The sequence below is a fragment of the Polaromonas sp. genome (assembly GCF_049790275.1).
GTDB lineage: Bacteria > Pseudomonadota > Gammaproteobacteria > Burkholderiales > Burkholderiaceae_C > Polaromonas.
In genome coordinates this window covers 43712-58047 of the sequence record NZ_JBAQYR010000085.1, presented here as the reverse complement: position 1 = coordinate 58047, position 14336 = coordinate 43712, and the positions used below count along the sequence as shown (strand labels likewise).

At 62.2% G+C, this 14336-nt stretch carries 12 protein-coding genes; 4 read left to right on the top strand and 8 right to left on the bottom strand.

Going from position 1 to position 14336, the window contains the following annotated elements; all coding sequences use genetic code 11:
• Nucleotides 1–57: 57 nt before the first annotated feature.
• The 7 genes from WA904_RS11235 to WA904_RS11205 all read right to left on the bottom strand — a co-directional run bounded on the left by WA904_RS11235 (nt 58) and on the right by WA904_RS11205 (nt 8727).
• Nucleotides 58–1140: a glycosyltransferase gene (locus WA904_RS11235; RefSeq protein WP_425197208.1), complete on the bottom strand. Its 1083-nt coding sequence runs from the start codon at nt 1138–1140 to the stop codon at nt 58–60.
• Nucleotides 1141–1144: 4 nt separating this feature from the next.
• Nucleotides 1145–2107, bottom strand: a complete 963-nt coding sequence (locus tag WA904_RS11230; protein ID WP_425197207.1) for a glycosyltransferase family 2 protein — start codon at nt 2105–2107, stop codon at nt 1145–1147.
• A gap of 8 nt (nt 2108–2115) precedes the next feature.
• Nucleotides 2116–3576, bottom strand: coding sequence for an O-antigen ligase family protein (locus tag WA904_RS11225; protein WP_425197206.1), 1461 nt, complete (start codon nt 3574–3576; stop codon nt 2116–2118).
• A gap of 11 nt (nt 3577–3587) precedes the next feature.
• Nucleotides 3588–5105 (bottom strand): oligosaccharide flippase family protein, encoded by a 1518-nt coding sequence (locus WA904_RS11220; RefSeq protein WP_425197205.1) that lies wholly within the window; start codon nt 5103–5105, stop codon nt 3588–3590.
• A gap of 2 nt (nt 5106–5107) precedes the next feature.
• Nucleotides 5108–5509 (bottom strand): hypothetical protein, encoded by a 402-nt coding sequence (locus WA904_RS11215; protein ID WP_425197204.1) that lies wholly within the window; start codon nt 5507–5509, stop codon nt 5108–5110.
• 35 nt (nt 5510–5544) lie between these two features.
• The gene (gene galE, locus WA904_RS11210) at nt 5545–6651 is read right to left on the bottom strand and encodes a UDP-glucose 4-epimerase GalE (protein ID WP_425197203.1); all 1107 of its coding nucleotides are present in this window, start codon (nt 6649–6651) and stop codon (nt 5545–5547) included.
• Nucleotides 6652–7041: 390 nt separating this feature from the next.
• Entirely contained in the window at nt 7042–8727 is a 1686-nt protein-coding gene (locus WA904_RS11205; protein WP_425197202.1) for an electron transfer flavoprotein-ubiquinone oxidoreductase, read from the bottom strand.
• 140 nt (nt 8728–8867) lie between these two features.
• Between WA904_RS11205 and WA904_RS11200 the strand changes: the two genes are divergently transcribed.
• From WA904_RS11200 to WA904_RS11185, 4 genes are all read left to right on the top strand, one after another.
• Nucleotides 8868–9650 (top strand): SDR family oxidoreductase, encoded by a 783-nt coding sequence (locus tag WA904_RS11200; protein WP_425197201.1) that lies wholly within the window; start codon nt 8868–8870, stop codon nt 9648–9650.
• A 38-nt stretch (nt 9651–9688) separates the two neighbouring features.
• Entirely contained in the window at nt 9689–10591 is a 903-nt protein-coding gene (locus WA904_RS11195) for a DMT family transporter (protein ID WP_425197200.1), read from the top strand.
• Nucleotides 10592–10652: 61 nt separating this feature from the next.
• Nucleotides 10653–11072, top strand: coding sequence for an acyl-CoA thioesterase (locus WA904_RS11190; protein ID WP_425197199.1), 420 nt, complete (start codon nt 10653–10655; stop codon nt 11070–11072).
• Nucleotides 11073–11271: 199 nt separating this feature from the next.
• The gene (locus tag WA904_RS11185) at nt 11272–13698 is read left to right on the top strand and encodes a Lon protease family protein (protein ID WP_425197198.1); all 2427 of its coding nucleotides are present in this window, start codon (nt 11272–11274) and stop codon (nt 13696–13698) included.
• A 24-nt stretch (nt 13699–13722) separates the two neighbouring features.
• On the opposite strand, the gene WA904_RS11180 is transcribed toward WA904_RS11185, so the two are convergent.
• Nucleotides 13723–14298: a peroxidase-related enzyme gene (locus tag WA904_RS11180; protein WP_425197197.1), complete on the bottom strand. Its 576-nt coding sequence runs from the start codon at nt 14296–14298 to the stop codon at nt 13723–13725.
• Nucleotides 14299–14336 lie beyond the last annotated feature (38 nt).

The following is a 14336-nucleotide window of genomic DNA, read 5'->3' as shown; positions in this document are numbered from 1 at the left end:
TTGCCTGACAGCTGACTGGACAATTTCATTTCATCACCTTATTTCCGGGACAGGACACTAGCGGACGGCGTTCCACGCCGTTTGCGGAAATGGACCCAGGGGTTCCCGGAGGATGCGGCTGGAGATGACCTCACGCGCAGGACGTTGTGGCCGCACCAGTCCACGCAACAGGCCCGCTGCATTGAAGCACCAGGACACCACCGAATACAGCGCTTTGTCCAGAGACCGCTTTCGCCAGGCCATCAACACAACGGGCGCAATAACCAGCATGAATAGCCAGGCCAGGCGTGAAAGCGCGGGCAGGGGCCAGAAAGGAACGCTGGCAAGAAGCGTCCACCACAGCAATACAGCCAGGTAGAGGCGCAGCTCGCTCAGGCCCTGCAACACCAGACGCATGCGCGGCTGGCCAGCCGCAGAGCGGACCAGCTCGCCCAGACCGCAGATATAACGGCTGCGCCAACGCTGCAACAACAGGCGATAGGGCGGTGCATCGTGGCCAAAGTGATCGGCAGCATCGACTGGCAGCCGCCATAACTTCCAGCCCAGCGTACGTAGCCGTATTGCCAGGTCGAATTCTTCATAGCTGTGCAGGTTGCGATCAGAAAAATAGCCGGCGGCTTCGACGGCATGGCGCCTGTAGAGGCCGCCTCCATCAAGCCGGTCGACCTGGCCGGGTGACCGGTGCACCGAGGCGCGTTCTGCCCGCGCACGGTATTCCAGGCTCTCGGTGTTCAGTTCGACGACGTGACCACCGACGCCCGCGATTTCCGGGTGTCCTGCCATGAAGGTCAGGGCGTGCTCCAGGAAACCTGCGCGCATCTGCATGTCGCCATCAAGAATGTAGACAAATTCACCGCGTGAGTGCTGGAAGCCCAGCTGGGGACCGACGCCGCAGCAACGCTCGTGGGGGTGCATCAGCTGCACGATGCGTATCGGGTACACGCTTGCCACCTCCACTGTACGGTCCATCGAGCACGAGTCGGCAAGGATGACCTCGCCTCCCAGGGGCGCGACCGCGCGCAATGCACTTTCTATGGTCGATGCAATGCTTTTTTCTTCATTCAAAGCCTTGATGATGACCGACACGCGGCAAGGTGGTGGCGACGCTCGCCGGGGGGCAGAGAAGTTTTCTGGTTTCATGTCTTTATCTCATGTCGGGCGGAGAGGCTGTCCTGCGCATGCGCCAGAGTTCCCAGTTCTGGATCGTCTGGCCGGGTAAAAGCAGCGCGATGAAGGCGGTCAGCCACCAGCGTCCGCTGTTGATCGCGCGGCGCCCCCGGTACAGGCAGCGCAACGCCTCGAGCCGGTGGCCTGAAGCCACGGCCTGGCGTGCCAGCGTGACGTCGTGTTGCGCTGCCAGCCACAGGCTGGATCCACGCAATGAGGGGCTCATGGTTCCGGAAATGGCGCGAAAACGCAGGCGCTGCAAAAACGGTGGAATTGCCGAAGTGACATGGGTGGTGCTCAAACTGCCTTCTGCTGCCACGCGGTAGGCCATCAGCGGAGCCCGAACCAGTGCAATCGGGGTTTGCTCTGCCAGGCGGAACCACAGATCGAGGTCCTCGCCGTGCGACTCTCCGGGAGGAAAACAGGGCTGCATTTGCCGCAGCCGTGAGGTTCGCACGGAAACCGCACTGGTGCAAAGTGACGGGCCCCTCATCCACCGCGCTGGCAGGTTCGTGATGAGTTCCACGCCGGGCGGGCTGGGGTACTCCGGCCAGCGCGGCGGCCACATGGCAGGGCTGTCCGGGATGAACACAAACCCGGTGGCCACGGTGTCGGCTTCGGGGTGCATTGCCTGCGTGGCCACCAGGGTGGCCAGATAGTTGGGGTGATGCCAGTCGTCGGCATCAAGAAATGCCACCCATTCACCTCGGGCCAGTTCGATCCCATGGTTGCGCGTGGCAGAAACGCCGGCATTGGGCTGGCGCACCAGTCGCACGCGCGGGTCATCCACGGCAGCGACCAGGGCGGGGCCGCCGTCGGTGGATCCATCGTCAATGACGATGACCTCAAAGTCCGCGAAAGTCTGCGCCAGTGCCGAGTTCAATGTGCCTGCGATATAGGACGCCTTGTTGTAGAGGGGAACAATGATGGAAAACTTCATGGAATTGATCAGGTGGCCGATGGCTGTTGTGCTGTGAAGGTTGTGCCGGATGCGCGGCGATCCGCGGCGGGCCGGGCCCTGGCCAGGCGTGTGTCGCTGGCGGCAGATGCCAGCGTCATCAGCAGCAACATATGCGTGACCAGTTCGGACCCATAGCCGAACAGCAGGAGGGGCACTTCACTGATGGAGCGCATCGCCAGCGCCACGAACAGCGCCAGCGAGATGCCGTGGCTGGCACGCGCATACCGGACAGACAGCACCAGCAGCACCAGTGCATAAACCACCAGGGCCGCGGCACCGACGACTCCGGCGCGCGCCAGCGTGTCCATGAACTGGTTGTGGCCATGTGTGGCGGCGGGCATGCCAATGCTCGCCCGGAAACTGGCGTCCCACAAGGAAGGCCCATAACCGAAAACCGGATTGCGCTGCCATTCGTCCCAGGCGACGGCCCAGATCCGGTCCCTGCCGGTCAGGGACGCGAGCTGGGCACCTTCGGCGCTGTCAAAAAAACTGCTCAGCCTGCCACCCACATCGCCAAGCATCAGCAGCAGCACCAGAGCCGCCACGGCGGCCATGAAAGCCAGGATGGAAACGATGCCGAACTCGGGGCGCACCGGGTCACCCACACGGCGCCAGAAAACAGGGCCGCCGCGCACTGCGATGATGCAGGCCGAGCACAGGATGAATGAAATCCATGCGGTTTTGGACTGGGCCAGGAAAAGCACGCCGAGCCCGATGGCCCACGCCAGCCGGTTCAGCCATGTGCGCCGATAGGGACAGGCCAGCAGACACAGCAAGCCAATCTGCGCCAGCATTCCCAATGACACCGCATGGGTTGCCAGGCCCGCCAGGCGCGGGACGCCTGGCAGCAGGCCCTGGGAATAGGACGTTTCAAGCACCATGCTGGTCTTGAACGGAATCAGCAGCAGCCCTGCCACCATGAACAGCAACAGGGCGTCGCGTGCGGCCCTGAAGGCATGGTCCAGTTCGTCTCTCTGGGTCAATACGGCGGCCATGCCGATCACCAGCGGATAAATGTAGGCATGGGATACCTTCGGGTTGGCTCCCAGCAGCGCAGGTGCAGCCACGGTGCCCAGCCAGAAAAGAACAAAGGCCACCAGGACCGCAGAAGGCATGAGCACGGCTTTGTCCCGCTTCAACCAATGCGTGAGGATGCGTTCACAGGCGATAGTCAGCAGAAGCAGCGAGACCAGGGGCTGGGCCAGCTTTTGCAGTGGATGATGGATGGGTACATCGAGTTCGCTCACGCTCAGTGGCACCGTGACATCGCGGCCGGAAAGCACGACGGAAAGCACCTGCATCAGCAAGATTGCATAGAACATCCAGTGCAGGTAGCCATGGTTGCGTTGGGAGGTCAGCTGGACAGCGCCGGCCATGCCCAGTGTCGCCCCGAATGCTGCCAGGACGACGCCGGTCAGGAGAATGGAAATGATGATGACTTGTTCCATGATGGAGCCACTCAGGGACGTTGCTCGCCCAGTGTTTTCACCAGCGCCGCCGGACTGGCCCGGCGCAGAAGATGAGCGAGTCCGGGTACAAACCTGAGCACCATGGCGGCAGCCTGTTCGCCGAGCACTTGCGGGCGCAACGCCACGATGGAGGTGAGCAGAACGAGGGTTATGAATGTGCTGGCCATCAGGGAAAACAGCGGCTGCCCGAACCGGCCTGCAAGCTCCTGGCCCGCCAGGGCGCCCGCCACTGCCAGGGTGCTCAGCAGCAGACCGCGCGCGAGCTGGGGCAGTAACCCCGTCCAGCTCAGCTGCAGCGCACGAAACGCTGCTGCACCGACCACCAATGCCCGCAGTACGAGCAGCAGGGCGGCGACGCTGGCTGCGAAGCGGATGCCCTGGCCGGCGAAGAAATAAAAGCCCAGGGCCCCCACGGCCACCAATGGCAGTTGCAGCGCAAATTCATGGTGCTTGCGTCCGGTGTTCCAGAGCACCGGCGTGGACAGCCCCCAGATCACATAGGCCGGCATGCTCAGGAACAGGGTGCCCAGTACCCAGGCCGCGCCACTCCACAGGGGCCCGTAGAGCAGGCGCACGAGGTCGGCGGAAATGACAGCAAGAAAAACAAAGGCCGGAACCGCCAGGACGAGAATGGTGGCCAGCATCTGGAAGTAGGCTTGGCCCAGCCTCTGCCGCTCGTTCTGGAGACGCGCGCCGGCTGCCAGGAAAGCCGGTTGCAAGGCACCCAGCAGCAGCGTGTTGGGCATGGTGGCCAGGTTGTAGGCAACGTTGTACAAACCCAGCGCCTGGGCATTGAGCAGGCGGCCTATCAGCACGCGGTCCATGTTGTTGAGCACCCAGTTGACGATGTTGGTGAAAAAAACCGTCCGTCCTGTGCCCACGGCTGACGCCGCGTCGGGGTACCAGAAAAGCGGGCGTACGGCATGCGGCTTGAGTGCATAACTCGCGACCAGCTGCACAGCGGCCTGCACCAGCCAGGCCGCCACCAGGGCGCTCGTACCCCAGCCTAGCAGTGCCATGGGCATGCCTACCGCAACATAACCGGCCGCATAGCTGCCGACCTGCACCAGTCCGACGGCCCGGAAGTTCAGGTCGCGCTGCAACAGGTAAGTGGCCGGCGCGGCCGCCGCTGTGAGCAGGCAGGCGAGCGACAGCCATTCAATGACCGACTGCGCCCGGGGTTCCCTGAAATATTGCGCGAGCAGGGGCGCCAGCAGGTAGAGGGCAAGCATGGTCATGGCGCCCACCAGCAGTTGCCACGTCCAGGCGAAGCGGATGTCCTGGTCCCGCAGTGTTGTCCGCTGAAGCAGGCTCCAGCTGAAGCCAAAGCCGGAAACAAAGGTGGCGAAGGTCAGCACCACCATGCCAATGGCGAAGACCCCGAAAATCTCCGGTCCCAGTGTGCGGGCCAGCACCACCTGCGCCAGCAACTGCAGCGCAAAACGGGCGGCGGTGGAAACCGCACTCCACTTGACCGCTGTCACGCCAGGCCGGCCGAGCCCGCCCATGCTCAAGGCCTTCCTGCTTTTGACCGCCGCACGGCAATGGCGGCCATCAGGACCAGCGTGGCCAGCAGGGTGCCATAGGACAGTCCATCGGGTTCGTCCGGCTGGCCGGCAACAGTACCTTGGGCCATCGGGCGGCCCTGCATCGCCGTGTGCGCCGCGCTGACTTTGATCGCTTCCTGGCCGGGCTGCAACTTCATGCGGGTCGTTGCCTCAGGGGCTTTTGCAACCTGCTTGCTTTTGACGATTTTGCTGGTGTTGGCGGTGGAGAGTGTGTTTGGGCCGGGTTGGGCCGCAGCTGTTGTAAGGCAGGCGGCAAAAAAAACGAAGGAGAGCAAAGGGAGACGCATGAAGGTCCTCTTGTTGAGGCGAAAGAGGAGTTTGTTGTGCAGTGCAGCAATTAACAATAGTCCGAATGGGCCATGGCTGTCTGGCGCTGGATTCAGGCCGCACCGCCGGTCAGGGCCGGGCTGGCAGCTGCCGCCCGGAGAGGGTGCCCTGGACTGGTGCGTACATTCCCGACTGTCCGGTAGCCGTCGGGGTTGTTTTGCTGCCAATGCCAGGAATCGCGGCACATGTCGTCGATGGTGCGGGTGGCACGCCAGCCCAGGAGATCCTCCGCCATCGATACATCGGCAAAATATCTTGCGACATCGCCGGCACGCCGCGGTGCGAATTCGAAGGGAATGGGCTGGCCGCTGGCGCGCTCGAAAGCGTCCAGGACCCCGAGAACGCTCGTGCCCTCGCCGGTACCCAGGTTGACCGTGAAGCTCCGGTTCTGCGCGAGCAGGGCGCGCACCGCTGCCACATGGCCTTCGGCCAGGTCTGCGACATGCAGATAGTCGCGCACGCCCGTGCCGTCAGGTGTCGGGTAATCGTTTCCGAACACGCGGAGCCTGGCGCGCTTGCCGACAGCCACCTGGGTGACGTAGGGCATCAGGTTGTTCGGTGCGCCGGCGGGATCTTCGCCGATCAGGCCACTCGGATGTGCTCCCACGGGATTGAAGTAGCGCAAGACTCCCACGCGCCAGGCTGGATCAGACGCCCTGAGTGAGGCCAGGATGTTTTCACACACCAGTTTGGTATGCGCGTACGGGCTTTCCGGCATGCACGGAGACTGTTCCGTGACCGGAATGTGTTCGGGATCACCGTAGACTGTTGCGCTGGAAGAAAAAACCACGGAACGGCAACCGGCTGTTTCCATGGCCTGCAACAGACTGACCAATCCGCCCACGTTGGTGCGGTAGTACCTCAGCGGTTGTTCAACACTTTCCCCGACGGCCTTGAGGCCTGCGAAATGAATGGCGGCTACGCAGGCATGGCGCTGCAGCACTTCTGCAACCAGTCCGGTATGAAGGACGTCTCCGCGCTCGCAGACCACGTGCTGTCCCGTCAGGTGTTGCAGCCGGTCCAGCACCACCGGGTGGCTGTTGGAAAAATCGTCAAGGATCACAGGCTGGTAGCCAGCCTCGACCAGGGCGACGTAGGTGTGGCTGCCTATATAGCCCGCACCACCGGTCAGCAATACATGAGGTTTGTTCAAGGTCATTTGAAAGAACCGGGAGGACCGGTGGGGTTGAGGGGATGGAGAACGACAGACGGTGGTTAGCGCTGCAACCAGTGGGTGGTTTGCAACTGCGTGCATACAGATTCCCCGATTGCCGGAATAGCCGATGTCGGAGGAACACCATTGTGTGCGTCAGACAGAGGCGCAATTGACGGCATGTGACGACAAAGCGTGTCCAATCGTTCGCCGGGCAAACTGTGCCCACAGACGAAACATTCCCTGTTCCCATGGGGGGCGGGCATCGCAAGGGCAGCTCGGCTTCGAGCGCCGGCGACATAAAGTCACAAAGTTCGTGAACCACTTACCCTGCCGAGAGGGGCGAGTGGAGCGCAAAAAAAAGCCCGGGAATCCGGGCCTTTTTGCAGAGCGGCTTTACATGCCGCTGTAATTGGGGCCGCCACCGCCCTCCGGTGTCACCCACACGATGTTCTGGGTCGGATCCTTGATGTCGCAGGTCTTGCAGTGCACGCAGTTCTGCGCATTGATCTGCAGGCGGTCGCTGTTGTCCGGATTCTTGACAAACTCGTAAACGCCGGCTGGGCAATAACGCGACTCCGGACCGGCATAAGTCGCCAGGTTGACATTGACCGGCACGCTCGCGTCCTTGAGGGTCAGGTGGGCGGGCTGCTGCTCTTCATGGTTGGTGTTGGAAACAAACACCGAACTCAGGCGGTCGAAGGTGATCTTGTTGTCGGGCTTGGGGTAAACAATCTGCGGGCACTCGGCTGCCGGTTTGAGCATGGCATGGTCGGCCATCTTGCGGCGCAGCGTCCAGGGCGGGTTGCGGATGCCCAGCTTGGGCAGCAGCCACTGTTCGATGCCGGTCATGAAGGAGCCGACATACACGCCTTTTTTGAACCACTGCTTGAAGTTGCGTGACTGGTTCAGTTCGGCATGCAGCCAGCTTTTGGCAAAGGCTTCCGGATAGGCGGTCAGCTCGTCGTGCTGGCGGCCCGCGGTCACGGCACCGAAGGCGGCTTCGGCTGCGAGCATGCCGGTCTTGATCGCGGCATGGCTGCCCTTGATGCGCGCGGCGTTGAGGTAGCCGGCTTCGCAGCCTATCAGTGCGCCACCGGGGAACACGGTCTTGGGCAGGCTGACCATGCCGCCGGCCGTGATGGCACGCGCGCCGTAGCTGATGCGCTTGCCGCCTTCGAGGTAGGCCTTGATGCTGGGGTGCGTCTTCCAGCGCTGCATTTCCTCAAACGGGCTGAGCCAGGGGTTGCTGTAATCCAGGCCGACCACCAGGCCCAGTGTGACCTTGTTGTCTTCCAGGTGGTACATGAAGCCGCCGCCGTAGGTCTGGCTGTCCATGGGCCAGCCAGCGGTATGCACCACCAGACCCGGCTTGTGTTTGGCCGGATCAATTTCCCACAACTCCTTCACGCCCAGCGCGTAGGCCTGCGGGTCCTTGCCCTCGTTGAGCTTGAATTGCGCCATCAGCTGTCGGCCCAGGTGGCCGCGCGCGCCTTCGGCAAAAATCGTGTATTTGCCGTGCAGCTCCATGCCGAGCTGGAAGTGATCGCTTGGCTGGCCGTCCTTGCCGACGCCCAGGTTGCCGGTGGCCACGCCCTTGACGGAGCCGTTGTCGTTGTAAAGCACTTCGGCTGCTGCGAAGCCGGGGAAGATTTCGACCCCCAGGTTCTCGGCCTGCTGTGCCAGCCAACGCACCACATTGCCGAGGCTGACCACGTAGTTGCCTTCGTTGTGAAAACACTCAGGCACAAAAAACGCCGGCGTTTTGGTTGCACCATTTTCGCTGAGGAACAATACCTCGTCGCTGGTGACGGGCTGGTTGAGCGGGGCTCCGAGTTCTTTCCAGTTCGGGATCAGCTCGGTGAGGGCCTTCGGGTCCATGACCGCGCCGGAGAGAATGTGCGCGCCGGGCTCGGAGCCTTTTTCGAGAACCACCACGGAAAGCTCGGTGCCTTTTTCGGCGGCCAGCTGTTTCAGCTGAATCGCAGTGGACAGGCCCCCGGGGCCGCCCCCGACAACGACCACGTCGTATTCCATTGCTTCGCGGGGGCCGAACTGGGCCAGTATTTCTTGGTTATTCATGGTGGACTCGCTGATAATGATTTTCAGGAACGGTGGCCTCCTGGGTAACGGCCACAGGTGTCGCGCCTGATTTTATGTCGCGAATCCGGCGTATCGAACGACCGTTCGCATTCGTACACTTTTATTGAGAGGAGCCTCTAATGGCTTACAGCCTGGATCTTTCAGGGCGTGTCGCACTGGTGACCGGCGCATCGGGTGGTCTCGGTGCGCAGTTCGCCAGAACCTTGAGCAGTGCCGGCGCTGCAGTGGTACTGGCCAGCCGCAGAATGGACAAGCTCAAAGCATTGCGTGCGCAGATCGAGGCCGACGGCGGCGATGCCCACGTGGTCATGCTGGATGTGACAGACCATGCCAGCATCAAGTCAGCGGTTGCGCATGCGGAAACCGAGGTCGGGCCCATCGACATCCTGATCAACAATTCGGGCGTGAGCACCACGCAGCGCATTCAGGACGTGAGCGAAGATGACTACGACTTCATTTTCGGCACCAATGTCAAAGGGGCATTTTTTGTTGCCCAGGAAGTCGGCAAGCGCATGCTTGCACGTTCGCGCGGCATGGCACCCGGTACGTTTTCCGGCGGACGCATCATCAACATCGCGTCGATGGCTGGCCTTCGGGTGTTGCCGCAGATCGGTGTGTATTGCATGAGCAAGGCCGCGGTGGTGCAAATGACCAAGGCCATGGCGCTGGAGTGGGGCAAGTTCGGCATCAACGTCAACGCCATCTGCCCGGGCTACATCGACACCGAGATCAACCACCACCACTGGCAGACCGAGCAGGGCCAGAAGCTGGTGCAGATGCTGCCGCGCAAACGCATCGGCAAGCCGGAGGACCTGGACGCGTTGCTGGTGATGCTGGCCAGCGGGCAGAGCCATTTCGTCAACGGTGCCGTCATTGCGGCAGACGACGGCTTCGGGGTCTGAAGCTTGCGCGGGTTTTCATTTCAGACAATTTTTCGCTGATGCTGGCAGGTGTTCTGGCCGGCCTGGCAGCCGGAGCGCTGTGGGGCCTGGTTTTTGTGGCGCCCCGCATGGTCGACATGGGCACCGGCGGGTTCTCATCGGTGGACCTGATGGCGGGCCGTTTTGCCGTCTATGGCCTCGTCGCGGCGCTGGTGATGCTTGCGGGCTGGCGCAGCAGGCGTTTCCCCAGCCTGCGCCAGGCCGGTACGGCACTGGTCATGAGTGTGCTGGGCTTTAGCGGTTATTACCTGCTGCTGGTGCTGGCCATTCGTGATGCGGGCACCGAGGTGCCCTCGCTGGTCATCGGCACCATTCCGCTTTGGGTCATGCTGCTGGGCAAGCCGCAGGGCCTGCGCTGGGCCTCGCTGCTACCGGGACTGGCCCTCACCCTGGCCGGGCTGGCGCTCATGATGGGTTCCACGCATGAGGCGGGCCAGGAGACGGCCACGCATTTCTGGCGCGGCATGCTGTTTGTCACGGCCTCGCTGGTGTGCTGGACCGCTTTTGCCATTCTCAATTCCGCGTGGCTGAAGCGTCACCCGGAAGTCAATGCCACCGACTGGGCGAACTGGCTGGGCATTGCCACCGGCCTGGGTGCGCTGCTGATGTGGGCCGTTGCAGGTTCGGACTTTCATGCCATGGTGGCGCGTGAGGACCGCGGAACCTTTGTGCTGCTGTGCGTGCTGGCCGGTGTAGGCTCCACCTGGCTGGCCACGATATTGTGGAACATGGCCAGCCAGCGCCTGAACGCCAGCCTGTGCGGTCAACTCATCGTCAGCGAAACGATTTTTGCGCTGCTTTATTCCTTTGTGTGGGACGGCCACTGGCCCACACATGCGCAGCTGGCAGCCTGCGTGCTGTTCACGCTGGGCATTCTCGTTTCCATACGGGCGCATCGTTGAACACCCATCCGCCGATCATCTTCGCACCGTCATCCCGTCACCTTCACCCGCAGGCACCGCCATGAAAATTGAAATACCCGAGAAGAAGAAACTGGTTTTTGAAATGAACATTCCCATCCGCTGGGGTGATATGGATGCGATGGGCCATGTCAACAACGCGAGTTATTTCCGCTACCTGGAGACCGCCCGCATCGACTGGATGCATTCCATCGGTTGCGTGCCCGATCCGAAAGGCGAAGGCCCGGTGATCGTCAATGCGTTCTGCAACTTTTACAAGCAGCTCGAATACCCGGGCGACGTTCGGGTGAAGATGTATGTCAGCGACCCCGGCCGAACCACCTTCGAGAGCTGGGGCACGATGGAGCGCGCGGACCAGCCCGGTGTGATTTACGCAGCCGGCGGCGCCACAACGATCTGGGTCCATTTTCCGACCCAGAAAGCCAGCATGTTGCCGGACTGGATGCGCCAGCTGGTCAGCTGAGCGCAAAATCCGGGAATCTCTCCACCGAGTAGGCTGAATCAATGAAATTCACTGTCACTCGACCGCCCCTCGCCGCGCCATGCGGCGTTGCAAATGCGCGCCGGGCCTGCGGGCCCGCCTGTGCTTTGCGCCTTGCCTGGCACACCGCTGGGCAGCCGCTTGCCAGCGATTTCACTGATTCAGCCTACTAGCCCGACCCATGCCCGTTGCCAAAGTCCTTCCCGCTGATCTCCGTCTTGCCATCGACCCCGGGCTTCTGGGGTTTGCGGACACCTCTGAACTGCTGGATCAGCCGATGCACTGGATCGGCCAGGAGCGTGCCGAAACCGCAGCCCGTTTTGGCCTGGCGATGGCACAGCCCGATTACAACCTTTTCGTGCTGGGCGAGGTGGGCACGGGAAGGTCCACCCTGCTGCTGCAAATGATGCAGACGGCGGCGGCCAGCCGGTCGGTGCCCCCAGATCTGTGTTATCTGCATAATTTCGATGCCCCTGAGCGCCCCCGGGCCCTGCGCATGCCCGCAGGGCAGGGCCGGCTGCTGCGCCAACTCATGCTGCAGTTGACCAAAGCCCTTCAGGCGGAAATTCCCAGACGTCTCGCGGACCAGGATTTCCGCACGGAAAGCGAGCGCATCGAAAAAACTTACAAGGCGGAAGAGGATCCGGCCTACGCGGAGCTGGATGCATTTGCCGAGGCCCGGAGCTTTTCATTGTTTCGCGAAGCGGGCCACCTGGTCTTCACCCTGAGGGACGACAAAGGCCGTGCCCTGACCGAAAGTGAGGCGTTGGCCCTGCCGAAAGAGCGGCGTGTGGAGATTGACCGCGCCGAGCAGGAATTGCGTGCCGAAATTGCCCGGTTTCTCGATAAAACTCGGTCCATGGAACGGGTCCTGAACGAAGGTCTTGCTGCCTTGCGCCGCCAGATGGTCAAGCCGATGGTGGAGCACGAGCTGCAGGAGATCCGCAACGAGCTGCGCAAGCAGATCAAGGACTCGGTCAAGCTGGGCAACTACCTGGACCTGGTCTTGCACGATGTGCTTGAAAACCTGGAGCTGTTCCAGGCGGGCGATACCGAAGAGGAGGTCCGGCTTGAGGCTCTTGCTTCCGTGCTGGGCCGTTACCGGGTCAACCTGGTGGTGGACAACCACGGCCTGACCGGTGCGCCGGTGATGGTCGAAGACAATCCCCTGCTGCGCAGGCTGTTTGGCAGCATCGAGTACCAGCCCGACAACGATGTGCGGGTCACGGATTTCTCGCGCATACGCGCAGGCAGCCTGCTCAAGGCGAACGGCGGCTTCCTGATGCTGCACCTGCACGACCTGCTGGCCGATGATCTGGTGTGGGAAAAGCTGCGCCGCTTCCTGCGTAGCGGCCGCGTGCAGATCGAGGAGTCCGGCATGACGTATTCGCCCATGGCGGCCGTGGCACTGGAGCCGGAACCCGTCGATGCGGATGTCAAGATCATCCTGATCGGATCCGTCGAGGAGTACTACCTCCTTCAGGAGAGCGATCCGGAATTCACCCGCCGTTTCCGCTGCAAGGTGGACGTGGCTGAAAGTTTTCCGGCCAACCCCGATACCCGCCGGGCCTCAGCAGTTTTTGTGGCGCACACCTGCCGCAAGATGGGTTTTCCCCACTTTTCCGCAGCGGCGGTCGCACGCCTGCTGGAAGATTCCCATCGCGAGGTGGACGACCAGACCCGCCAGAGCGCCATCTTTTCCCGTACCGAGGCACTGGTGATGGAGAGCGCGTCCATGTGCCGCGCGCGGCGGGCCGCCCTGGTGGACATGCAGGATGTCGAGGCGGCGCTTCATGCCCGCAACTACCGGCACGATTACCCCGAGCAGCGCCAGCAGGAGACGATTGCGGACGGAGAGCGGCTGCTCGTCCTGACCGGCGAGAAGGTGGGTCAGCTCAATGCCCTGACCGTGATTGACCTGGGCGACTACCGGTTTGGTTTTCCGGTGGGTGTCACGGCACGCACCTACGCCGGCGATGAGGGCCTGCTCAACGTGGAGCGCGAGGTGGAGCTTTCCGGTCCCATCCATGACAAGGGGGTGCTCATCCTGCACAGTTACCTGTCGGCGCTGTTTGCCCATATTGCGCCGCTGGCGCTGAATGCGGCCATTGTTTTCGAACAGGAGTACCACGGCGTTGAGGGCGATTCCGCCTCCTGTGCCGAACTGTATGTGCTGCTTTCGTCCCTGTCAGGGCTGCCGCTGAAACAGGGCGTCGCTGTGACCGGGGCAATCAACCAGCATGGCGACATGCTGCCGGTGGGCGGGATCAACGAAAAAATAGAAGGCTACTTTCGCAGCTGTGAGATTGTCGGGCTGGACGGCAGCCAAGGCGTACTGATTCCCCACCGCAACCGGCGCCACCTGATGCTGGAGCGCAAGGTGGTGGAGGCGGTGGCAGCGGGGCGGTTCCACATCTACACGGCCGAACATGCCAGTGAAGGCCTGGAACTGCTTACCGGCGCGTCTTTTGGCGAGTTCGGCGCGTCGGGCGACTACCCGGAGGCCAGCGTGCTTGGCCGTGCACAGAAAACCCTGCAGGATTTCCGGCGCTCCTGCCAGCGCGCGGAGCAGCACAAGTCCGAACGCAAACCCGGAAAACTGCGCTGACCGGGGCCTGTGATCTCTTGATCCCTATTTCTGCTTCGGCACCCGGCCCATCAGGTAAAACTCGGGGTTGGGCATCATGCTGGAAAAACTCGCGATGCGGTTGGACAGACCGAAGAAGGCTGTGATGGCAGCGATGTCCCAGATGTCCTCGTCATTGAACCCGTGCGCACGCACTGCTACAAAATCCGCCTCCTCGATTTCGTGCGAATGAGTGCAGACCTTCATGGCAAAGTCCAGCATCGCGCGTTGGCGCGGCGTGATGTCGGCCTTGCGGTAGTTCACCGCGACCTGGTCGGCCACCAGCGGCTTTTTCTCGTAAATCCGCAACAAGGCGCCGTGCGCAACCACGCAGTACAGGCACTGGTTGGCGGCGCTGGTCGTGGTGACGATCATTTCGCGGTCACCTTTGCTGAGGCCGGACTCTTCCCTGAGCATCAGCGCGTCGTGATAGGCGAAGAAAGCGCGCCATTCGGCTGGACGGCGTGCCAGCGCAAGGAACACATTGGGCACGAAGCCGGCCTTTTCCTGGATCTCCAGGATTTTTTCCTTGATGTCATCGGGCAGTTTATTGAGCGACGGGGTGGGGTAGGGCGCGAACATCTTGGGTTCCTTCAGATCAATGGCGAGCGGGGGCGATG

Excerpts from the sequence above, each read along its gene's own strand:
- WA904_RS11235 (WP_425197208.1), bottom strand. The coding sequence starts at position 1,140 with ATGAAACCAGAAAACTTCTCTGCCCCCCGGCGAGCGTCGCCACCACCT.
- WA904_RS11230 (WP_425197207.1), bottom strand. The coding sequence starts at position 2,107 with ATGAAGTTTTCCATCATTGTTCCCCTCTACAACAAGGCGTCCTATATC.
- WA904_RS11225 (WP_425197206.1), bottom strand. The coding sequence starts at position 3,576 with ATGGAACAAGTCATCATCATTTCCATTCTCCTGACCGGCGTCGTCCTG.
- WA904_RS11220 (WP_425197205.1), bottom strand. The coding sequence starts at position 5,105 with ATGGGCGGGCTCGGCCGGCCTGGCGTGACAGCGGTCAAGTGGAGTGCG.
- galE (WP_425197203.1), bottom strand. The coding sequence starts at position 6,651 with ATGACCTTGAACAAACCTCATGTATTGCTGACCGGTGGTGCGGGCTAT.
- WA904_RS11205 (WP_425197202.1), bottom strand. The coding sequence starts at position 8,727 with ATGAATAACCAAGAAATACTGGCCCAGTTCGGCCCCCGCGAAGCAATG.
- WA904_RS11200 (WP_425197201.1), top strand. The coding sequence starts at position 8,868 with ATGGCTTACAGCCTGGATCTTTCAGGGCGTGTCGCACTGGTGACCGGC.
- WA904_RS11195 (WP_425197200.1), top strand. The coding sequence starts at position 9,689 with ATGCTGGCAGGTGTTCTGGCCGGCCTGGCAGCCGGAGCGCTGTGGGGC.
- WA904_RS11190 (WP_425197199.1), top strand. The coding sequence starts at position 10,653 with ATGAAAATTGAAATACCCGAGAAGAAGAAACTGGTTTTTGAAATGAAC.
- WA904_RS11185 (WP_425197198.1), top strand. The coding sequence starts at position 11,272 with ATGCCCGTTGCCAAAGTCCTTCCCGCTGATCTCCGTCTTGCCATCGAC.
- WA904_RS11180 (WP_425197197.1), bottom strand. The coding sequence starts at position 14,298 with ATGTTCGCGCCCTACCCCACCCCGTCGCTCAATAAACTGCCCGATGAC.